Source organism: Hyphomonas oceanitis (genome assembly GCF_036964545.1).
GTDB classification, from domain to species: domain Bacteria; phylum Pseudomonadota; class Alphaproteobacteria; order Caulobacterales; family Hyphomonadaceae; genus Hyphomonas; species Hyphomonas oceanitis.
The window spans coordinates 87,202-109,410 of the sequence record NZ_JBALTL010000004.1; the positions used below are offsets into that span (position 1 = coordinate 87,202).

The 22,209-nt window shown below is 61.1% G+C and carries 19 protein-coding genes; 9 read left to right on the forward strand and 10 right to left on the reverse strand.

The genetic code is table 11. From position 1 onward, the window contains the following. The first annotated feature begins 74 nt into the window (after positions 1–74). From V7651_RS12140 to V7651_RS12160, 5 genes are all read left to right on the forward strand, one after another. Positions 75–650, forward strand: coding sequence for an RNA polymerase sigma factor (locus V7651_RS12140; RefSeq protein ID WP_335613475.1), 576 nt, complete (start codon positions 75–77; stop codon positions 648–650). A gap of 28 nt (positions 651–678) precedes the next feature. Next, positions 679–1,701 carry a FecR family protein gene (locus V7651_RS12145; protein WP_335613358.1) on the forward strand — a complete coding sequence of 341 codons (1,023 nt, stop codon included), beginning with the start codon at positions 679–681 and terminating at the stop codon, positions 1,699–1,701. Between the two features lie 241 nt (positions 1,702–1,942). Beyond that, a complete protein-coding gene (locus tag V7651_RS12150) occupies positions 1,943–4,762 on the forward strand; it encodes a TonB-dependent receptor (RefSeq protein ID WP_335613359.1) in 2,820 nt (939 codons plus the stop codon). A gap of 80 nt (positions 4,763–4,842) precedes the next feature. After that, positions 4,843–7,020, forward strand: a complete 2,178-nt coding sequence (locus V7651_RS12155; protein ID WP_335613360.1) for an acylase — start codon at positions 4,843–4,845, stop codon at positions 7,018–7,020. Positions 7,021–7,031: 11 nt separating this feature from the next. After that, positions 7,032–8,603 carry a CRTAC1 family protein gene (locus V7651_RS12160; RefSeq protein WP_335613361.1) on the forward strand — a complete coding sequence of 524 codons (1,572 nt, stop codon included), beginning with the start codon at positions 7,032–7,034 and terminating at the stop codon, positions 8,601–8,603. A gap of 203 nt (positions 8,604–8,806) precedes the next feature. Here V7651_RS12160 and V7651_RS12165 read toward each other — a convergent pair whose 3' ends face one another. The 10 genes from V7651_RS12165 to V7651_RS12210 all read right to left on the reverse strand — a co-directional run bounded on the left by V7651_RS12165 (position 8,807) and on the right by V7651_RS12210 (position 17,185). Further along, positions 8,807–9,583 carry an energy transducer TonB gene (locus V7651_RS12165; protein WP_335613362.1) on the reverse strand — a complete coding sequence of 259 codons (777 nt, stop codon included), beginning with the start codon at positions 9,581–9,583 and terminating at the stop codon, positions 8,807–8,809. Further along, a complete protein-coding gene (locus tag V7651_RS12170) occupies positions 9,580–9,999 on the reverse strand; it encodes an ExbD/TolR family protein (RefSeq protein WP_335613363.1) in 420 nt (139 codons plus the stop codon). Before V7651_RS12170 ends, V7651_RS12165 begins: the two co-directional genes overlap by 4 nt. Continuing rightward, the gene (locus tag V7651_RS12175; protein WP_335592243.1) at positions 9,996–10,397 is read right to left on the reverse strand and encodes an ExbD/TolR family protein; all 402 of its coding nucleotides are present in this window, start codon (positions 10,395–10,397) and stop codon (positions 9,996–9,998) included. The genes V7651_RS12170 and V7651_RS12175 overlap by 4 nt, the downstream gene beginning before the upstream one ends. After that, positions 10,372–11,076, reverse strand: a complete 705-nt coding sequence (locus tag V7651_RS12180; RefSeq protein ID WP_335613364.1) for a MotA/TolQ/ExbB proton channel family protein — start codon at positions 11,074–11,076, stop codon at positions 10,372–10,374. Before V7651_RS12180 ends, V7651_RS12175 begins: the two co-directional genes overlap by 26 nt. Positions 11,077–11,113: 37 nt before the next feature. Beyond that, a complete protein-coding gene (locus V7651_RS12185) occupies positions 11,114–11,794 on the reverse strand; it encodes a Fe2+-dependent dioxygenase (protein WP_335613365.1) in 681 nt (226 codons plus the stop codon). Positions 11,795–11,861: 67 nt separating this feature from the next. After that, entirely contained in the window at positions 11,862–14,063 is a 2,202-nt protein-coding gene (locus V7651_RS12190) for a TonB-dependent receptor (protein WP_335613366.1), read from the reverse strand. Positions 14,064–14,197: 134 nt separating this feature from the next. Next, a complete protein-coding gene (locus tag V7651_RS12195; RefSeq protein ID WP_335613367.1) occupies positions 14,198–15,157 on the reverse strand; it encodes an FAD:protein FMN transferase in 960 nt (319 codons plus the stop codon). Position 15,158: 1 nt separating this feature from the next. Then, positions 15,159–15,980 (reverse strand): DUF4198 domain-containing protein, encoded by an 822-nt coding sequence (locus V7651_RS12200; RefSeq protein ID WP_335613368.1) that lies wholly within the window; start codon positions 15,978–15,980, stop codon positions 15,159–15,161. Between the two features lie 12 nt (positions 15,981–15,992). Continuing rightward, positions 15,993–16,514, reverse strand: coding sequence for a DUF2271 domain-containing protein (locus V7651_RS12205; protein WP_335613369.1), 522 nt, complete (start codon positions 16,512–16,514; stop codon positions 15,993–15,995). A gap of 8 nt (positions 16,515–16,522) precedes the next feature. After that, complete coding sequence (locus V7651_RS12210; RefSeq protein ID WP_335613370.1) at positions 16,523–17,185, reverse strand: PepSY-associated TM helix domain-containing protein; 663 nt, start codon at positions 17,183–17,185, stop codon at positions 16,523–16,525. Between the two features lie 274 nt (positions 17,186–17,459). Between V7651_RS12210 and V7651_RS12215 the strand changes: the two genes are divergently transcribed. The 4 genes from V7651_RS12215 to V7651_RS12230 all read left to right on the forward strand — a co-directional run bounded on the left by V7651_RS12215 (position 17,460) and on the right by V7651_RS12230 (position 22,206). Continuing rightward, positions 17,460–18,188, forward strand: coding sequence for an LOG family protein (locus V7651_RS12215; protein WP_418887247.1), 729 nt, complete (start codon positions 17,460–17,462; stop codon positions 18,186–18,188). 167 nt (positions 18,189–18,355) lie between these two features. Further along, complete coding sequence (locus V7651_RS12220; protein ID WP_335613372.1) at positions 18,356–20,161, forward strand: flavin-containing monooxygenase; 1,806 nt, start codon at positions 18,356–18,358, stop codon at positions 20,159–20,161. Between the two features lie 30 nt (positions 20,162–20,191). Then, complete coding sequence (locus tag V7651_RS12225; protein WP_335613373.1) at positions 20,192–21,355, forward strand: acyl-CoA dehydrogenase family protein; 1,164 nt, start codon at positions 20,192–20,194, stop codon at positions 21,353–21,355. Positions 21,356–21,396: 41 nt separating this feature from the next. Next, positions 21,397–22,206, forward strand: a complete 810-nt coding sequence (locus V7651_RS12230; protein WP_035539189.1) for a crotonase/enoyl-CoA hydratase family protein — start codon at positions 21,397–21,399, stop codon at positions 22,204–22,206. Positions 22,207–22,209 lie beyond the last annotated feature (3 nt).

A 22,209-nucleotide genomic window follows, 5' to 3' on the forward strand; every position in this document is an offset into this window, starting at 1 on the left:
ATTATTGAGGGGATTGTCCTTGCGCTCCTTGTCAGTTTTGTGTCGACTGAGTTTGGTTTGGGAGCGGGTTGATCGTGGGCGATTATTCCTTGAGAGCACATCTGACGCGATCTGATGGGACCGGTGTCCACACAGATCGCCCCCGTGTGATTGAAGGGACATTTGACGACCTCTATCGCAGCCACTGGAAAGATCTTTGCCAGCAGTTGCGGAAAGCCTTTGGCTCCGGGCCGCCAGAACCCGAAGATGTCGCGCAAGCGGCCTTTGAGCGGCTGGCTGCACTGGAAGACCCGGGTCGGGTGCGCAACCCCAAGGCCTTTCTGCTCGTTACGGCGCGTAATATTGTCTACGATCACAAGCGGCGCTCCGGTCGCCATTTCGAGTATGCGCGCACGGTTCTCGCGGAATATTCGGGTCCGACGCTGGACGATCTTTCACCCGAACGCCTACTTATCGAGAAGCAGCGGTTCCAAAACATTCGCGCTGCGGTGGAAAGTCTGCCATATAAGCAGAAGGTGGTTCTGCGGCTCCATCGAGAACTTGGATACACATACAAGAAGATTGCAGAAGAGACGGGCTGGTCTTACGGGGATGTTTACCGGCAAATGGAATACGCTCTTGCTGCACTTTCCGGCGCACTCAAGCGCTGAAACATATAATTGAAATGGTCAGCGGGACGTGACGAAGAGCACTGTAAAACAGGATCAGATTGAAGCCGTCACGCGCGGTTGGGTTGTCTACCTCCATTCGGGAGAGGCGACGCCCGACAAGGTGGCTGAGTTTGAATCCTGGCTGGTGTCGGATCCTCGCCACTTGCTGGCCTATCGTGACATGGAGCAGCTGATGGGCGATCTCTCGCTCGTCATGGAGACCGATGCAGACGAGCCAGTGGTTGAGGCGCCTGTTGCTGCAAAACCCGCATGGCGGGATGTGCGCCGTCTCAGCGCGGGGCTAGCCGGCGTTGCTGTGGTTGCTATCGGATTCATTCTGGCGCTGTCGCGTGTCGATGGGGCTGCCGGACCGACCGTTCCGATTGCGCCCGTTCAAACACAGATCGCTGAGATAAGGGATATCGAGCTTCCCGATGGTACCCGCGTCACACTTGGCGCCCGGTCCAGAATTGAGTCGCGCTTCACAGATGATTTGCGCATTGTCAGGCTGAGTGAAGGCGAAGCCTTCTTCGATGTCAGTCATGATGCGACCCGGCCCTTTTATGTTGAGGTCGGCGACAAGCTCATTCGTGTCGTGGGCACGCAGTTCGATGTTCGCCAGCGCGCCGATTCCGTGAAGGTGTCAGTTGTCGAAGGCGTGGTTGAGGTGCTGCAGGCGGAAGATCCGGTTCGGGCGGAGAGACATCGTCCCGATGTTTCCAAGGATGTGCTGCGGGCAGGGGATGAAGTCACGGCAAAGATCGGTTCCGTGAAGCGCGAATTCGGAATGGTGGAGCCTGATACGGCAGCAGCCTGGAGACGTGGCTGGCTGGCTTATGAGGACGCCAGCCTCGGTGAGATCGTTTCAGACACAAACCGTTACAACAATCAGCAGATCATTCTTGAATCGCCCGGCATGGAAAATCTGCGGGTCACGGCGGCATTTGGTGTCGATAATGTTGATCAGTTCATCATCGGCCTTGAGGCCTCATATAATATCAAGGCTGATTACACGGCGTCCAACGAGATCATCCTGCGCACCGAGCAATAATCACCAGGTGCAGGCTTGAGGCGGGCGTTTGGCTGGCCGCGCGTGCCCAAACCCCTTGCGTCGGTTGACCAAAATTCGCGCACGCGGGCGCCATCAACTGCCAGAAATTAAAATAAATGATTCTTTTGGATAATCGCGGTGCGTGGGTCGTCAGGGTTATCAGGAGCATTCGTTTGAGGGGCTTCTGTTGAGGCAGGCGTGGACTGCCGAAACCGGATCTGACGACATTAGGGGTTATATAATGCGCAAGAAGTTTCACCCAATCGCAAAGGGCGGGCTCGTTGGAGCCGTTTGCCTGACTGCCTTGCAATATCAAGCCGCACTGGCTCAGGTATCTGAGCCAACGCTCGCGAGCTTTGAAATCGAGTCCCAGCCGCTTGCGAAAGCGCTGATGAAGTATTCCGAGCAGTCGCGCGTTGTGATCGTGGCACCTTCCAACCTGGTCAAGGGAAAGACCTCGTCGGCTGTCGGCGGTTATCTCGAGCCAAGCATGGCGCTTGACCAGTTGCTGAAAGGCACGGGGCTGACCCTTCAGTCGGGCAATAACGGTGCCCTGACGCTGAAAGTGGATGCTTCCGCCACACAGGAGCAAGAGACACAGCGCCCTTTTTTGATGGCACAGCTGGAGACAGAGCCAGCGCCGGCCTCCGCTCCAGCGACTGAAGCGGTTGAAGACGAACGTAGTGTCCAGGACACTGTCATCGTCACCGGTGTTCGCGGCGCGCCTCGCTCGGTGATCGACAGCCCGACGCCGATCGATGTGTTCACTGCCGACGAAATCTCTCAGGGCAGCCCTTCCGGCGTGTTCGAGGCGATCCGTTACCTTGTCCCATCCTTCAACCTGCCAACACGTGCAGGCGGTGGTACTGCAACCGTGATTGCCACGGGCGGCCTGCGCGGCCTCAACCCGGACCAGACGCTTGTTCTGGTCAACGGCAAGCGCCGCCACAAGACGGCCCTGATCAACTCGGTGTCCTCGCTCTATAATGGTGCGGCCGGTGTTGACCTCAACATGATCCCGTCTTCGGCAATCGCACGTATCGAAGTTCTGAGGGACGGCGCAGCAGCGCAATACGGCTCGGATGCCATTGCAGGCGTGATCAACGTCATCCTGAAAGAAGATGCGGAAGGCGGCGAAGCGACCGCTTCCTACGGCCAGAACTTCGACCGGGGTGACGGCGAAGCGCTCACGGCGTCTGCCAACCAGGGCATTGCTCTCGGCGACAAAGGCTTCCTGAACCTGTCCTACAGCTACATGGACCGCGACGAGTCAAACCGTGCCGTGCCGATCTCCGAGAATATCAACCTCTATCCATTGCTCGGTGATGGCAGCCGTGATCCACGCGAAGCCAGCATCGACCGTATGGTCACGCAGAACTATGGCGCTTTCCCGCAGAAGTCTGACATCTTCTCGGCAAATATGGCGTATGATTTTGGTGGTTTTGAAGGCTATGCCTTCGGAACTTACGGCGCTCGTACATCAATCCTCAACTGGTCGTTCCGCGCGCCAAACCGGGATGTTGCGCTTCCGGAAGTCTATCCGAACGGCTTCCGCCCACGTCTCACGATCATCGAGGATGACTATGAAGTTGCGGGTGGTTTCCGTGGTGAAACAGGTTCGGGCTGGGCATGGGATGTCTCGTCCAATTACGGCACAGACATAACGGACTGGGAAAACTCGAACGGTCTCAACGCCAGCCTTGGTCCGACGAGCCCGACCTTCTTTGAAGTCGGTCGCCTCATCGCCACGGAATGGACCAACGCGCTCGACATTACAAAGGCGCACCCCCTGTCCAGTGGCGGCGAACTGCAGACATCCTTCGGCGTCCAGCACCGTTGGGAAAACTACAAGGTCGAAGCCGGCGATCCGGCCAGTTATGCGGCTGGCACCTATGTCCGACCGGCAGGCCAACCCTTTGCCGGACAACTCCTCGCCCCGGGCTCCCAGGCTACACCTGGCTTCCGGCCGGATGATGAGGCTGATGCCGAGCGCAACAACCTCAGCGCCTATGGCGAACTTGGGTGGACTCCAACCCAGAAGCTCTTCCTTGGCGCAGCACTGCGGTACGAGTATTTCGACGATGACTCCGGCGATACGACGATCTTCAAGGTCAATGGCCGTTATGAGCTGAACGACTGGTTCGCTCTCCGCTCGTCCTACAATACCGGCTTCCGGGCCCCGACGCTGGCACAGCAGAGCTATTCGTCGACAACCAGCCAGTTCCGAGATCTCGACGGAGATGGCGAACAGGAATTGCTGCTCCTGAAGAACCTTCCGGTTAATTCGCCAGCTGCCAGAGCACTTGGATCGTCACCTCTTACGCCTGAAAAATCGAAAAACTTCAGTGTCGGCTTTACCGCCACACCGTTCGAAAACTTCACGCTGACCGTCGATGCCTATCAGATTGACGTAGATGATCGCATTGCGGTGACGACGACGTTTTCTTCCGTCGACGTACGCATCCGCGATATCCTCGTTGCCAACGGACTTTCGAGCGACATCAGTGGCCAATACTACACCAACGCCATTGATACGCGCACGAAGGGTATCGATGTTGTGGCCACCTATCGCCTTGCGACTGATTATGGCGACTTCCACTTCAATGCAGGTTTCAACAAGAACGAAGCCAAGATCACGGGCATCGTCGACAACCCACCTGAACTCGAAGCTCTTGGCGACTATGAAATTTTTGACCGCAGCAAGCGTGCCGCCATCACGGATTCCTTGCCGGACTCCAAGATTACGCTTGGTGCAAACTGGGATATCGGCAAGTTCACCGCGAATGCACGTGCAACACGCTTCGGCTCATACACTGTTCGCAACGCCTCCAATCCTGCGGCCGACTATGACGTCGATCCCGCATGGATCTCGGACCTCGAAATTGGTTACGAGTTCACGGAAGCGTTCAGCCTCTTTGCGGGTGCGAACAACATCTTCAACGAGTATCCGGACCAGATCCGGGAACCGGGCGCGACCAACGGCTCCAACATGTACGATACGTTGGCTCCGTTTGGCTTCACGGGCGGCTCCTGGTTCGTTCGCGGCGCCTACAAGTGGTAGTCTGACATCCAGGCGGGCCGGGGAGGGGCAACCTTCTCCGGCCTGCCTTCTTTTTCAAAAGATTCTGAAGGGAACGACATATGAGGTGGATTGCATTAACCTGCATGGCCGTCGTCCAGCTAGCGGTAGCAGGCTGTACAACACAGACGGAAGAGGCGGCTGTCACTGAGACACTCGTCGTGGAAGCGCCCGCCGCAGACGCGGTAACGCCGATCCATGATGACCGTCCGGCCGTCGTCAAGAACGAGATCCTGTGGGACACTTACGGCGTTCCCCATATTTACGGTACGGATGCCGAGAGCGTCTTCTATGGCTATGGCTGGGCCCAGGTGCACAGCCATGCCAACACGGTGCTGCGCCTGTATGGTGAAGCCCGCGGCAAGGGCGCCGAATACTGGGGCCCGGAATATGAAGAGACCGCCAAGTGGCTCGTCATGAACGGCACGCCAGAGCGCGCGCAGGTCTGGTATGACGCCTACTCGCCGGAATTCCGGGCGAAGCTCGATGCCTTTGCAGAAGGCATGAACGCCTATGCCGCAGCGCATCCTGAAGCGATCGACGAAGACCTGAAAGTCGTGCTGCCGGTCAGCGGCGTGGACGTTGTGGCTCACGCGCACCGCCTGATGAATTTTGTCTATGTCGCGTCACCGAACCGTACCATCGGTGAAGGCGATCCGCCCGAGCTGGAACAGCAGGGCTCGAATACATGGGCTGTCGGTCCGTCGAAGACCGAAAGCGGCAACACGATGCTGCTGCAGAACCCGCACCTGCCCTGGACAGTGCCTTTCTTCATCTATTATGAAGCTCACCTCGTCGGGCCTGACTTTGAAGTCTATGGCGCAACGCAGATCGGCCTGCCGGTCATCCGCTTTGCATTCAACCAGCAGATGGGCATTTCCAACACGGTCAACGGCATGGTCGGCGCGACGACCTATGAACTGACCCTCAAGGACAATGGCTACCTGTTCGATGGTGAAGTTCTGCCCTTTGAAGTGAAGGAGACATCCTACAAGGTGAAGCAGCCGGACGGTTCCGAACTCGAAGTGCCGCTAAGCATTCGCTACACCGTTCACGGACCTGTCTTTGATCGTCCTGACGGCAAAACGGTTGCCCTGCGCGTTGCCGGTCTCGACCGGGGCGGCATGCTGGAGCAGTATTTTGACATGGTGACCTCCGAGAGCCATGACGATTTCACCGAGGCCATGTCACGCCTTCAGGTGCCGACCTTCAATATCAGCTATGCTGACCGCGATGGTCATATCGAATATATCTTCAACGGCATCGCGCCGAAGCGTTCGTCTGGAGATATCGAGTTCTGGAAAGGCCTCGTTCCCGGTGACACATCTGAGTACTTGTGGACCGATATCCACCCGTATGAAGACCTGCCGCGCGTGACTGATCCTGAAAGTGGCTTCGTGCACAACTCGAACGATCCACCATGGGAATCCACCCTGCCGGTCGCTTACAAGCCGGAAGATTTCCCGCCTTACTTCGCGCCCCGTACGCCTCTGTCGATGCGTGCACAGGACTCGCTGACCATGATGACCGAAGCGGAAGACATCACGCTCGATGATTTCGTGGAGCTCAAACTGGCCCAGCATGCCCTGATGGCGGAACGTGTCCTGCCGGACCTGCTGGCTGCTGCTGCAAACGATCCTGATCCGGATATGCAGGCCGCTGTAAAGCTCCTGTCTGATTGGGACCGGACCTTCTCGAAAGAGAACCGCGCCGGTGTCCTGTTTGAAGCCTGGGGCAAGCTGTTCGCTGGCCCGCGCATGACAGGTCTCGATGGCTTTGCCGTGCCGTGGTCTGCCGACGAGCCGATCACCACGCCATCAGGCCTGAAGGATCCGGAAGCGGCTGTTGAAATGCTGCGCAAGGCGATTGCCAGCACGAAGGCCAGCTATGGCCAGATCGATCCGGTCTATGGTGACGTTTCGCGCTTCATCCTGGATGGTCTCGATGTCCCCGGCAGCGGTGGCTACGGCAATCTTGGATCTTTCGACGTGATCACATGGTCCGAGCCGAAAGACGGCAAGCGTATCCCGACGCATGGGGAAACATGGGTTGCCATGGTCGAGTTCTCGACGCCCATCAAGGCTTACGGCCTGATGAGCTATGGCAACTCGCGCCAGCCGGGCACGACGCACTATAACGACCAGCTCCAGATGCTTTCGGACAACAAGTACCGCGAACTGTGGCTGCGCCGTGAACAGGTCGAGGCCAATGTCTCCGAAGTCACGCCGATCGATCGGTAGGACATATCATCATGAAAGCCAGATACATGCAGTCTCTCAGGATATTGCCTTCCCTCGGCGTGCTGGCCCTTGTGGCCGCATGTGCGACGACGCCGGAAGAGCCGGTTGTGTTCGAGACGCCATCCTTCACGTCCGTACAGCCAGAGCTGTTCGGCGTGGTCGGGTCCCTCTCGAACGTGTGGGGTGACTTTGACAATGACGGCGATCTCGATTTCGCCGTATCCCTCAAGGGTGGCGAGATCCGTCTCTACATTCAGGACAATGGTGTGTTCACCAGTGTCGGGGAGTCCTATGGCTTGCCGGTATCAGGCCCCGAATTCCGGGGCCTGAGCTGGGGGGATTATGATGGCGACGGGGATCTTGATCTCTTTGCCGGGGCGACCAGTCCGAAAGAACTCACCCGCGTCTTCCGCAATGATGGTGGCACCGGCTTTACCGATGTTGCCGCGGAAATCGGGCTGACCATTCCCGGACGCTCAGCCCGTCAGTCCAACTGGGTCGACTATGACAATGATGGCGACCTGGATCTCTATTCGGGCGACCGCATGGTTCCTGACCAGGCCTTCCCTGGCATGGATGCCAATCCGGACGCCTCCAACAAGCTCTTCGCGAATACGAACGCCGTGTTCTCCCAAGTATTCGCAGGAGAAGGACCAACAGACGCCCGACCAACCGTGGGCGTCTGTTGGTTCGACTACAACAAGGATGGCAGGCTGGATGTCTTCCTGGCCAACCAGTCCGGCGCAACCGATGCGCTCTGGCGCAATGACGGGGATGCCTTCGTCGATGTCGCGCCCGAACTCGGCCTGGATACAGCCGGTCGCACCAAGCAGGAGGGCGGCGTCGGCTGCGCCATTGGTGACTATGACAATGACGGCAATCTCGACATCTATCTGTCAGCCTATGGCCCGAACCAGCTCTATCATAACAATGGCGACGGCACCTTCACTGAGGTTGGCGAAGCGCTTGGTGTGACTGAGCCGGACCACGTCGTCAGCGCCGAATGGGGCGACTATGACAATGATGGCGATCTGGACCTGTTCGTTGTCGGCTATGAAGGACCGTCCGGCGAGCAAGAGCCGCACAACATGTTCTATCGCAATGACGGCGACGCCGGCTTCGTGAACATTCTTGCGCCGGGTGACATGCTGAATGCCGGAGACCACGGCGTCGTCTGGGTCGACTATGACCGCGATGGCGACCTCGACCTCTCGCTCACGGATGGTTACGGCCCTGAGGGCGGTCACTTCGTCTTCAGGAATGAGATGAGCGCGGCTGGACAGACGCGATCGCTGGAAGTCCTCCTGCTCGACAGCAAAGGGCATTTCACCGTGCCCGGCGCTGAAGTCCGTCTCTATGACAAGGCAGGCAAATTGCTCGCCACACGCATGGTCACGACAGGCGGGGGGTATAATGCCCAGAGCGCCATACCTGTGCATTTTGGATTGAAGTCCACTGGGGCCGTCACACTCGAAGTTACGTGGATGACGCCCGACGGCCGGAAGACCCAGACCATGAAGGGCGTAAAGCCCTCCGACTGGACCGGAAAGCTGCTCGAAATCCGCAAGCCGGTGGACTTCTAGGCGCCTGGGGTCACCCCCGTCCCCGGGCGCCCCTCATCTCGTATGAGGGATAATTGAAGCGAATGTGACGCGCTGGGGCTTGCCTCAGCGCGTCACGACATCCCGCTTCATGGGCGCAAGTTTGGCAATCAGCTTGTTCTGCGAAGGCAGGATTTGTCTTGCGTTGCCTTGCCTCGGATCTCCAGCACTTTATGCAGGCCCGCCTAGTTTAGTGAATAAGAAATCGGCACAGTAAACGTCAGCTCCGTCGCGTGTAGCGGCGCGGGCGGGGGCGGCACTGGTGAGGCGCGGTCGAGCAGGTCGAGCGTTGCCTTGTCGAGGATGCTGTAGCCCGAGCCTGTCTCGATACGCTTTTCGAGGACATTGCCGCTCGTATCCACCCGGAACCAGACATTTACGACGCCCTGCTGACGGCGCGACCGGGCGGGGTGCGGATAGCGCTTGTACTTCAGGAACCAGGCCTGCAGCAGGCCGGCATACTGGACCTGGCTTTTCTCCACACCATTGGGAATGCCGAACGGAGCGGCGGAAGCGGTGCCTTTCTTTCCGGAGGATTGAGCGGTCGGTCCTGAGGGTGCGCTGGCGGTGGAAGCGCTTGCGTTTGAGCTGCTGTCTGACGCAGCGGAGGGCGCCGCGACAGGGCTGGGCGCAGCCGACTCTGGCGCAGGTGCGGTCTGGACGGGCGCGGGCTCGACCGGGGCAGGTGTGGGTGTTGGAGGGGGCGGTGTGGGGCTTGGCGGGGTAGGTTTGGACCGTTCCGGGACCGGCTTAGGCCGTTCCTCGGTGGCTTCGGGTTCCCCTGGCTCTTCGAGCACGCCGTCCAGCCGACCTTTCGGGGCGAGCATGATTTCGTGCTCGCTCTCAACTTGGGTAGGCGCGGCAACCGGTTCCGATGTCAGTGTCATGCTCGCGAGGCCGAGGCCGTGCGCGGTCAGGGCGCAGGCGAAGGCGACGGGCCAGATGAGCGCCTTGCGGTTCATGGCGCGGCCTGCATCTGGGTTGTGAGTTTCACGCGGCTGGCACCAGCGGAACGCAGCGTTTCGAGCACGGTGATGACCTTGGTGGAGTCCACGTTGCGGTCGGCAACGATGCGGATGGCCTGTTCGGGGTCGGAGATGACCGCTTCCGTCACTGCGGCGTTGAACACGTCATCAGACAGTACGTCGTCTCCCAGAGCGAGATGGCCATCGGCGGAGACGTAGATGGTCAGCGGCGCGATCTCGCTTTCGGCTTCGACCAAGGAGCGGGGCGGGTCGACATCCACGGGTTCGACTTCGCGGATGACGCCGGCGACGAGGAAGAAGATGAGCAGCAGGAAGACGATATTGATGAGCGGCATAATCCGGTCATCAATACTGGCGAGCTGTGAGGCTTCCTGCCGGGCGGAGAGTTTCACGGCTGGGTCTCCGCATTGCGCAGGGCGATGGAGCGGGCACCCGATGCCTTGAGCGCGTCCATGACACTGACACTGGTTTCGAGCGGGATGCCTGCTGCGACTTGCAGGCTGACAGGGTCGCCGGTCGCAAGGCGGGTGTGCAGCGCGTCATCCAGTGCGTCGAGTTCCAGCGGTTCGCCATTGAAACGCAGGCCTTCGGCGCTGAGGTCCAGCACGATGACCTTGTCGGCAATATCAGGCGCAGAGGAAAGGGCGGGTGTCGCGAGGTCCATGCTTCGCCGGTCCGCGAAGGTCGAGGTCAGCATGAAGAACAATAGCAGGATGAACACCACATCGATGAGTGGCGTCATCCCGATCTTGCCGGTGGCAGACCTAGAGGCTTGCTGCGCGAATTTCATCGGCGGGGCTTTCAGTCCGGCGGGTGAGGTCTGGTGTGAAGATGCGGGTAACGGCATCTTCGGTGCGGCGGGCAACCTGGAGGATTGTGCGCTCAAACCAGCTGGCAATCGCGACAACCGGAATGGCGACAATGAGGCCTGCAGCTGTTGTCAGCAGCGCGGCCCAGATGCCGCCGGAGAGGATGGCCGGGTCAACATTGCGACCAGCCGCTTCCATGGCGCGGAAGGCCTGGATCATGCCGAGCACCGTGCCGAGCAGGCCGAGCAGGGGCGACAGCGATCCGATGATCTCCAGCAGGCCGAGATGCGATTTCAGGCCATTGATCTCGGCCGTGGCCACGCGCTCGACTTCCTCGCGCACTGCCGCTTCACTGACGTCACTGCGTAGGGAGCCGCGTATGGCCGTCGCGACCGTGATCGAGGCGGGATCCTTGGCGCCTTGAACGGCGGCAAGGGCTTCGCGGCGATTGCCGTCCCGGAAGAGTTTCACGGCCTTCTCGATATGGCCGGTGCGCCAGATGCCCGTCATCGCGAACTGGGCAAACTTGTAGAGAATGACGGTGAGCGCCACGATAGACATGGCGATCAGAAGCCACACGACTGGCCCGCCAGCGATCACGAGGTCGAAGGCGCCGCCTGTGCTGCCTGTCGCCGGGGCGAGGGTTGCTTGGGAATCCATGGTTCAGGCGCCTTTCAGGGCTTGATTACGCGGCAGGTCAGGCATCGGCCCATCTGCGGACAAGATTGTGGTAGACGCCGGTCAGGCGTACGACAGAAGCCTGGTCCGCGCCTGTGGCGGCGAGTGACTGGATGCTGCTGTCGAGTTCGAAAAGGAGCGTGCGCTGTCCGTCGTCACGCACCATGCTCTGCATCCAGAAGAAGGAAGACACGCGCGCGCCGCGCGTGACGGGCGTGACACGGTGCACGCTGGTGGATGGATAGAGGATCATGTCGCCGGCGGGCAGCTTGACCGAATGGGAGCCATACGTGTCGTCGATGACGAGTTCGCCGCCGTCATAGGACTCTGGCTCGGCGAGGAAGAGCGTGGCCGACAGGTCGGTGCGGATGCGGAAATCGCTGCCGCGCACGGGGCGGATCGCATTGTCGACATGGTTGCCGAAATTCTGGCCACCTTCATAGCGATTGAAGAGGGGCGGGTAGACCTTCAGCGGCAGGGCCGCCGAGATGAAAAGAGGATGGCGCTGCAGGGCGTCGAGCACCGCGTCGCCAGCCTTGCGGCATTGCGGGCTGGTCTCATCGAGTTGCGCATTACGCTTGGCCTGTGCTGCCTGAGCGCCGGATGTGACATTGCCATCGAGCCAGGGCCCAGAATCGATGAGGCCGCGCATGGCGGCGACGTCTGCCTTGGACAGGACTTCTGGAATTCGGATCAGCATGGCGTTCTGTGTTCTCGTGCAGGGAGGACGGGGCCACAGCCTTTCAGCTGCGGCCCCTTCCTGATGGCTAGTATTTGAATTTGAGGCTTCCGATGATCGACCGTCCCGGTGCGATCGTTGCCATATGGGTCGTGTAGACCCGGTCATAGTAGCGCTCGTCGGTCAGGTTGTTGACGTTAAGCTGGAAGTCGACGTTTTCCATGATGGCGTAGGAGACCATCGCATCATATTTCCAGTAGCTGTCGATGCTCTTGGCGTTGGACGTATCCCCGAAGCGTTCCGACATGTAGGTCGCGCCGCCGCCCACGGAGAGCTTCGGCAGGATGTCATACGTGGTCCAGAGCGAGACGCTGTGTTCCGGCGTATTCGGCAGCTTGTTGCCAACCGTATCCGTGTTGATCGGGCCCGCATCGATGATCTCGGAGTCCATGTAGCTATAGCCGACGAATACGTCCCATTGCGGCGTGATGGAGCCGGTGGCGCTGAGTTCGACACCCTGCACACGCTGCTCGCCAATGGCTTGCTGCGCGCCGCCACGGCCTGCTTCAACCGACACGTGACCATCGACGATCTCGTTGCGGAATACGGCGGCATTGACGGCAAGGTCGCGGCCCTCAGGCTCCCACTTCACACCGACTTCCATGTTGCGGTTCTTCTCGGGCTTGAGGTCTTGCTCAGTCACAGAGAGGTTGTCGCTTCCGTCACCTGCCGTCAGGCCGGACGGGCTCGCCGATGTGCCATAGGAGGCATAGAGGCTTGTATTGTAGGTCGGCTTGTAGATGAGGCCGGCCTGATAGCTGAAGATGAACTCGTGGTTCGACAGGTCGCTCGAGGTCTTCGTGCTGAAATCATCGCCGCGCACACCGAGGTTCACGATGAACTTGTCGTTGAGCGTGATGGAGTCGAAGAGGTAGATACCAGCCGTATCGACTTGCGTCTTGGTCGGATCATTGAGCGTGATCGTGCCGCTCCACGGATCGTTCGGGTTCGGGTTGTAGAGATCGGTACAGTTATAGCCGCTCGCGGCACCTGCGCCGAAGAGGTCACAACCACCGCGCGGGATCGAGACGTCGCCGGGGGCCAGATAGGTGACGGAATAGGTCGCGCGTTCCGTTTCCTCATGGCCAAGTTCGAGGCCTGCGGAGATGGAATGGGACACGCCGCCTGCATCAAAGAAGGCCTGCACATCCGTCTGGTTGACGATGGAATCGGTCTTGGAATTGTTGCTCTTCGTGTTGCGGAAGACGAGACCGTTAACGACGTTGCCCTGGCTGTCGTCCGGGTTGGTCGCGATATAGGCGTTTTCCGAACGGCCGATGCGCGTGATGTTGCGCAGGGTCATGAAGCTGTTCAGCTCATGCGAGAGTTCGAGTTGGGCGGAGTCCGTCTGCGTGTCGTGGAAATCGCGATTGAGCAGGCCGTAGAAATTGTCGGGATCGATACCTTCGACGGGCTGGCCGGTCGTCGTGTCGAGCGGGTGGCCGTAATCGATGATGCCGTCGCTCTCATAGTGCGAATAGCTGAGCGTCGCGCGGTCCGGGCTGTTGAGTCCCCAGGTGATGGTTGGCGCAAACCCCCAGCGATTGTCATAGACGCCATCGCGGCCCGGGATTTCGGATTCCTGCCACATGCCATTGACGCGCACACCGACGTTTTCGGAGAGGGCTTCGTTCACGTCCAGCGTGGCGCGTCTGTGCTCTGCATTGCCGAGGGCGATGGAGCCGGCGATGAAGTCTGTGGCTTTGGCGGTCTTGGTGACGAGGTTGAGGCTGCCGCCGGCGGCGCCGCGACCGGCCATCGTGCCATTGGCGCCGCGCGAGACTTCGATCTGTTCGAGGTTGAAGACGTCACGCGACTGGGCAGATGCATCGCGCACGCCGTCGACCATGATGCCGCTTGTTGATTCAGCGCCGCGAATGAACGGACGGTCTGCGAAGGGCTGGCCGCCTTCACCCATGGCCATCGTTATGCCCGGCACAGTGCGCAGCGCATCGACGAGCGTCGTGGCAGCCGTGTCTTCCAGAACTTTATCGGTGACCACAGTGATGGAACGCGGCGTGTCGATCAGGGGTGCGGTGTATTTCGGGGATTCCGGCTCGGCCTTGTATTCTGGCGCAGTCGCTTCGATCGAGACTTCGCCGACAGCGACGGGCTCTGAGTCCTGTGCTTGGGCAGTGGCCGTCAGCGGGAAGAAGACGAGGCCCAGCGCGGTGGTCGCCAGAAGGGCGTTCGCGGGGCGTCTCTCGCGATCGGCTTTGATGAATTCCATAGTTCTACCTTTCCTGTGTGGTCTGCGACTGCGAATTAATTGCAAATTTGACAGGTGGCAAGTGATTTTGAGAATTATTCTCAAAAGAGTCTGTGGGCGTCAGCGATGACAGGTGATCCGGCCTGTGATTCATCTCAGTCCTGCATCAGTTTTAGCGCATTGGAAGCTTCGGCCGCGCGGTCGCGGAACTGGAAGAGGGCGGCGATTCCGTGCTGTTTTGCGAGGGTGAGACCGGTTGCAGAGCCGCTGGCAAAGAGTCCGGTGGCCCAGGCATCGGCCATGGCGCAGGAGTCGTGGAGGACGCTTACACTGGCGAGGTCACCGGTGCCGGGCATGGCGGCAGGATGGGGGGTGATATGAGAGACGTGCTGGCCATGCTCTATGCGCATCTTGCGATAGTCGCCGGAGGTCGCGAGCGCCTTGCCGCAAAGCGCGACGCGCCATCGTGTGGCGGCGCTGAGCGTCTCGATGTCGACCCACCAGGGCAGGCTGTCGGGCTTCGGATCACCGCCGACAAACTCGCCACCAATCTCTGCGAGGAACCGCGTGATGCCTAGGCCCCGCAGGGCGGCGGCGAGGCGGTCAACGGCGTGGCCCTTGGCGATGGCGGAGAGGTCGAGCTGGTAGGGGGCGTTGCGGGTGAGCGTGGCGCCGGTGGGGGCCAGCGTACGCCAGGCGTCGCGCGCAGTATCGCGGGGCGCTGAGGGATCGGAAGCGGGGCCGAAGCCGAGACGCGATGTCTCGGCGCCCAGGCAGGGATTGAGGGCGCCGTCTGTGGCAGCTGCGACCTGTCGTGTGATCTCGAGGACATGGGCAAAGGCGTCGGGCAGGGTGATCGCGCCGCCAATCGGCAGGCGATTGAACTGGCTGATCAGGGAGGTGGGCTCCCATGTGCTCATCTGGCGGATGATGTCGGCGAATACGTTGTCCGCTGCATCGCGCACGGTGTCCGCTTGCATCGCGCGCGGCGCATGGCAGGTCACGGACCAGTCCGTTCCCATGGTTGAGCCCCCCAGCCGCAGGGGCTGGAGGGCTTGACCGGGACGCTCTGGCCGCGTCTGCGGCAGGTCGTGCGGGATGAGCAGGTTCAGCATGCTAGAGGGGCAGGGCCTCGAACGTAGCCGTATAGGACGAGCGCACTTTCATGGGCATGCCTTCAACGACCGTGTCGCCTTCCGAGCCGGTAGTGAACCAGTAAGGTCCGGGCAGTTCCGGTGTGAAAGTGAAGACGCCTTCGGCATTTGTCGTGGCCTTGATGACGCTCGGTGTGTCGCGGTAGCGGTCATTGCCGGGCAGGATTTCGACTTCGAGGCCGCTGGCGGGCTTACCGTCGAGCAGCAGCTTGAAGCTGACCGGCTCGCCGGTGAAGACATCATTCGGATGAGTGACGGGCTGGAATTCGAGGCCTTTGCCTGTGGGCGCGAAGACGTCAGTGGACGGTGCGCCGAGCGTGACGAAGGTTTCGACGCTGCGGCTGGACTGGGAGACCTGCACGTCGGGCTTCTTGTCGATGCCTTCGGCGCGCATGTCAGCCAGCGAACCGCGCCAGCGTTTGCGTTCGCCATTCTCTTCCCAGCTGGCGAAGTAGAAAGGCTCTCCGCCGCCCGTGGCGATACGGTAGGTGCCCTGCTGCGTGGCCTTGAAGTCCAGCATGGAGCGGATTTCGCCATTGGCGGCATTCTCGACCTCAACGGTGGAGCCGTCCGGCGCGGTGACCGTGATCGAGGCCGTGTCCATGCCATGATGGTTCGGGAAGAAGAGGTCGTTGGAAATGGCGGCGTCGACCGTCACCCATTGCTCGTCGCCCGACAGGGTGAACGAGGAGGGCAGGAGCCAGGCGCGGTGGGCGCTGGCCGTGCCAGCGACCGTGAGGAAGAGCGTGGATGCGGCGAGCATCCTGAGGGCGAGGCGTTTCATGGGATATATCTCCTATTTGTCGTCGACGAAGGTGAGGGTGACGGCGCCGAGTTCGGTTTCGCCGGAAACAGTGACGGGCGCGGCGCCATTGGCGGGCCATGTGAACGGGATCTGCACCATTTCGCGTCCGCCAACTTCGCGGACGGCTTCGACGGTGAGGACATAGTCGCCGGGCTCCAGCGCATTCAGCGCAGGTGAATCGGCGTCAAAGCTGAGCGTGTGGCTGCCGGGCGCTTGCGTAGGGCCGGAGACGCCGTCGATGGGCATGTCGAGGTCGCGGCCAGCGCGGCGCCACCACTGGCGCAGGTCCTTCAGCCAGGTCTCGCCTTCGCCCTCGGCGCCGCGCCCCTGCTGGTACCAGACAGCCAGATTGGCCGCGACCGTGTTGTCGGGGTTGGCGATCCAGGCGGCGAGGTAGGGGCGGTGATATTCCGCGACGTTGAGGCGGGGGATTTCGACACCGACCTCCATCGTGTCGGCGAGGGCGGGGGCGGAGATGATGGCCAGTCCGGCCAGGGTCAGGATTGCGCGCATGGGAGGCCTCAAAGGTGAACAAAAACAAGGAGAAGGAGGACGGGCACGGCGAGCCCGGCGAGGGTCAGCGGCCATGTGCTGGCGCGCCGGGCCGAGTGGATCTGCAGGAGCCAGAGGCCGGAGAGGCAGAAAAGCATCGTCGCGACGGCGAAAATGTCGAGAAACCAGGACCAGGCTGTGCCCGTATTGCGGCCCTTGTGGAGGTCATTGAGGTACGCGACCGGACCGCGTTGGGTGGCTTCATAGACCACTTCGCCGGTTTCGCGGTCGATGCTGACCCAGCCATCGCCGCCGGGACGCGGCAGGGCGACATAGACATCAATATCCGTCCACTCGGCCGTCTGGCCGGCGGCGTCGGCGCCGAGTTCACTCTTCAGCTGGCGGGCGACGGCGGTTGGCAGGGCAGGCGTCGTGCCGCTGTCCGGACCGTCGGCGAGCATGGCGGTGAGGGCGGGGGTGAGCGTTGTCTCGGCATCGGTGATGACGGGCTTGGCGGTCAGACTACCCGCATGGTTCAGCGTGATGCCGGTGGCGGCGAAGAGGAGCATGCCGATCAGGCAGACCGCACCGGACATCCAGTGGACCGTGCGGATCTGGCGCTTGATGAAAGCATAGCGCATGCGGCGTTGACCGGCTGCGGCTTGCGCATTTTGTATCTGGGTGTCGGTCATGAAGGGATCGGCAGCTGGCTCAAGTTCATGGGAGGATGGGCGTGCCTAACACAGTCGAGTGCGTTTGCAAGTCATTCTCAGTCTCAAATATCACGTACTCGTATACAGGCGCCTGATTGACCGGGCGGCATCGGCGGCTCATTTCGATAGTAATGGCGCGGCCAATGGCCGGGACGTCTTGAAATGAAAGGATGCGGCTGTGGCAGAGAAGACCGAGCAGGAGAACGCGTACAAGCTGGCGGCGCTGGATCAGGATTTCATCCTCAGTGATTCCATGCGCGGTGCGCGCTTCATGATGGAATATGCCAAGGCAGAGCAGCGTCTGCGGGCGCAGAAGATTCTCTCCACGATTGTTGTATTCGGGAGCGCGCGCATTCGCGAGGACGGCAATGAATGGCAGGCGCGCACCTATGCGGCGGCGCGCGAGTTCGGGCGCATTGCCTCGCAGCTTGGCGGCGCGTTGGCAGACACTGATGGCTGGCGCAGCAATGTAATTGCGACGGGCGGCGGGCCCGGCGTGATGGAGGCAGCCAATCGCGGGGCAAGGGACGCAGGGGCGGTGACGATCGGCCTGAACATTGCGCTGCCGCACGAGCAGGCGCCGAACCCCTACATCACACCGGACCTGTGCCTGCAGTTCCACTATTTCGCGATGCGCAAGATGCACCTGGCGATGCGGGCGCGCGGGCTGGTGATTTTTCCGGGCGGGTTTGGCACGCTGGACGAGCTTTTCGAGCTGCTGACGCTGAACCAGACCGGCAAGGCGCCGAAGCTGCCCGTCGTGCTCTATGACAGCGCGTTCTGGTCGAAGATCGTGAACTTTGAGGCGCTGGCGGAAGCGGGCATGATTGCCCGCAGCGATCTGGACCGGTTCGCGATGGCTGATGACCCGGAGCAGGCTTGGAAACTGTTGGTGGAACACGGCCTGTCGACAGATGAGCACGCGGAAAACGGGGCCGATATTGCTGTCCTGTCGGGTTGGGACGCTTCTGACATGTATTGATGCCCCAGCGGAGCCTGCGCGGGCGGCGCCGGGCTTCCGCAAGGGAACAGATTTGCAGGGCGCATTGATCGGCTACACTCCCATTGGAGAGAGGCGCCGCGCGGGCGGATGCTTCCGTAAAGTCCGGGCCAAAGTAGCCGGGACAGGCGCCATGGGAGTGAAACGCAATGAGTATCGACACGACAGCTGACAAACTGGGGCTGGACCCTGATGAGCTTCGCGACAAGTACCGCGCCGAGCGCGACAAGCGCGTCCGCGAGGACGGCAACGCGCAATACGTGAATATGGCCGGCGAGTTCGCCCACTATATCGAAGACCCCTATGTGAAGCGCGTCGAGCGGGCGCCGCTGACGGACCATACGCATGTCGTGATCATTGGCGGCGGCTTTGGCGGCCTGCTGGCGGGCGGGCGGATGCGCGATGCGGGCGTTCAGGACATTCGCGTGATCGAGAAGGGCGGAGACTTTGGCGGCACCTGGTACTGGAACCGCTATCCCGGCGCGGCGTGCGATATAGAGAGCTATATCTACCTGCCGCTGCTGGAAGAGACGGGCTATATGCCGGTCGAGAAATATTCGCGCGCACCTGAAATACTGGCGCACAGCCGCCGGATTGCCGAGCACTTCAACCTTTATGACAAGGCCTGCCTGCAGACCGAGATTACCGGGCTGAACTGGGACGATGACGCCAACGTCTGGGTGATCGAGACCGACCGTGGCGACCGGATGACGGCGGATCATGTTGTGATGTCGAACGGGCCGCTGAACCGGCCGAAGCTGCCGGGCATTCCGGGCGTCGAAAGCTTCAAGGGCCACAGCTTCCACACGAGCCGCTGGGACTATGACTATACCGGCGGGGATTCCATGGGCGGGCTGACCGGCCTGAAGGGCAAACGCGTTGGCATTATCGGCACGGGCGCGACGGCGGTGCAGTGTGTGTCGCATATCGCGGAAGGCGCCGAGCATCTCTATGTGTTTCAGCGCACGCCTTCCTCCATTGATGTGCGCGACAACAAGCCGACGGATGCGGACTGGGCGCAGAGCCTTGCGCCCGGCTGGCACAAGGACCGGATGGAGAATTTCAACACGCTGGTGTCGGGTGGCTTCGCGCCGGAAGACCTGGTGATGGATGGCTGGACAGATATCATCCGTAACCTGCTGTTCATTGCGCAGCAGGAGGGCAACAAGAACCTCGGCCCGGAGAAGCTGGCGGAGCTGGCTGAACTTGCTGATTTCCAGAAGATGGAACAGGTGCGCGGGCGCGTGGATTCGGTGGTGAAGGACAAGGCGACGGCCGATGCGCTGAAGCCGTGGTATCGCCAGTTCTGCAAGCGGCCCTGTTTCCATGACGGCTATTTGCCGACGTTCAACCGGGACAATGTCACGCTGGTGGACACCAACGGGCAGGGCGTTGAGCGGATTACCGAGAATGCGATCATTGCCAATGGCGAGACGTATGAGATTGACTGCCTGATCTATGCGACGGGCTTTGAGGTGGGTACGGAGTATACGCGACGGGCGGGTTATGATGTTGGCGGGCGCGACGGGCGCAAGCTGTCTGAGCATTGGGCGGACGGGTATCGCAGCCTGCATGGCATGCTGGTGAACGGTTTTCCGAACCTGATCGTGATGGGCACGACGCAAGCCGGGTTCACGGCGAACTATCCGCACCTGCTGGACGAGCAGGCGCGCCAGATTGCCTACCTCGTGACCGAGGCGCAGAAACGGCAGGCCCGTGTGTTCGAGGTGACGGCGGAGGCCGAAGAGGCCTGGGTGGACGAGATTGTTCGCAAGTCTGCGCTGCGCGAGAAATTCCTCGAGGAGTGCACGCCCGGCTATTACAATAATGAGGGCAAGCAGGGCGCGATTGCGCGGCAGAACACATCCTATGGCGCCGGGCCGAATGCCTATTTCGCGGTGCTGGAAGGTTGGCGCAAGGGCGGCGAGATGGAAGGCCTTGCCCTGCAGGCCTGAGGCGTGCGCAAATGAGGCAAGGAGCACGACATGGATTTTGAACTTGCCGAAGAGTACCGGATGCTGCGCGACCTGGTGCAGCGTTTCGTGCGCGAAGAGCTGATACCGCTGGAGCCGGGGGTGCTGGAGCGCGACGCCGAGGGCAAGGGCGCCTACCTGACCGCGAGCGAGCGGGAGCGGCTGGACAAGGTGTCCAAGGAGATGGGCCTGTGGAGCCTTGATGCGCCGGAGAATGCGGGCGGGATGGGCATGCCGCATGTGGCGCTGGTGGGCGTGAACGAGGCGCTGGGCTCGACCGTGGCGCAATATACGCTGCCACCAGATTCACCGAACCTGCAGATGCTGATGGCGACGGTGAACGACCAGCAGCGCGAGGCCTATCTGGAGCCCTATGCGCGGGGCGAGACGATTTCGGCGATTGGCATTTCGGAGCCGGGCGCCGGGGCAGACCCGGCGGGCATGTTGACCAAGGCCGTGCGCGACGGTGACGACTGGGTGATCAATGGTCGCAAGATCTGGATTACGCGGGCGGCGGAGGCGGACTTCACGATCCTGATGGCGATTACCGACCCGGTGAAGCGGGCGCGGGGCGGCATGTCGGCCTTCCTGGTGGATGGTGACAATCCGGGGTTCAAGGTGCTGCGGCGCATTCCGATGCTGGGCGGGGAATATACTTACGAAGTGGTGCTGGAGGATTGCCGGGTGCCCGGCTGGAAATTGCTCGGCAAGGAAGGCGACGGGTTTGGCCCGATGCAGATACGCCTCGGGACGCGGCGCATGGAGATGGCGGCCTGGTGCATCGGCGCGGCGCAGCGGGCGCTGGACATGATGGTGGACTATGCGCCGCAGCGGGTGACGTTCGGGCAGAAGCTGTCGCAGCGCCAGTCGGTGCAATGGTGGGTGGCGGACGGCGCGGCGAAGATTCACGCGGCACGCCTGATGGCCTATGATTGCGCGTGGAAGCTGGACAATGGCCGCGACGTGCGCACCGAAATATCGATGCTGAAATATTATGCGACCGAAATGGCGCAGGAGATGATCGACAATGCCATGCAGTGCTTCGGCGCGATGGGCATGACGAAGGAGATGCCTCTGCACCTGTTTGCCGGGCGTATCCGCAACATGCGGATCTATGACGGCCCTTCGGAAGTGCACCGCATGGTGGTGGCACGCAACCTGATGGATACGCGCTGACCGGCGCTTGGATTGAACGGAACAAGGACAGGATACTGACTATGAGTGATCGCATTACAATTTCGGTGAACAAGGGCGTAGCGGATGTGCGGCTGGTGCGCGCGGACAAGATGAACGCGCTGGACGACGCGATGTTCTCGCGGCTGATTTCAGCGGCGGAAGAGATCAACGCCAACAAGGAGATTCGCTGCGTTGTGCTGTCGGGCGAGGGGCGCGCTTTCTGTGCCGGTCTGGACATGGGCAATTTCGCCAAGATGGCCGAAGGCAAGCGCAGCGAGAACAGCGTCGCCGGTGGTGGCCTCGCCGCTCGGACGCATGGCATTGCCAACCGGGCGCAGCAGGCAGTGTGGGGCTGGCGGACATTGCGCGTGCCGGTGATCGCGGCGGTGCATGGCGTGGCGCTGGGCGGTGGTTTTCAGGTCGCCCTGGGCGCGGATATCCGGATCGTGCACCCTGACACCAAGATGTCGATCCTTGAAGTGAAGTGGGGCCTTGTGCCGGACATGAGCTCGACGGCGATCATGCGCCGACTGGTGCGAGACGACGTGATCCGTGAGCTGACCTATACGGGCCGCATCTTCACCGGCACGGAAGCCAAGGAGATGGGCTTCGTGACGCATCTTTCGGAGACGCCGTATGAGGACGCGATGAACCTGGCGCAGCTGATCGCGGAGAAGAGCCCGAGCGCGGTGCAGACGGCGAAGCAGCTGTATAACCGGATTGCGGACGGGTCTGATGCTGATGCGCTGATGGCGGAGTCGGAGCTGCAGGAGACGCTGATGGGCTCCAAGAACCAGATTGAGGCGGTTATGGCGGGGCTGCAGAAGCGCGTCGGCGACTTTATCGATTGATGT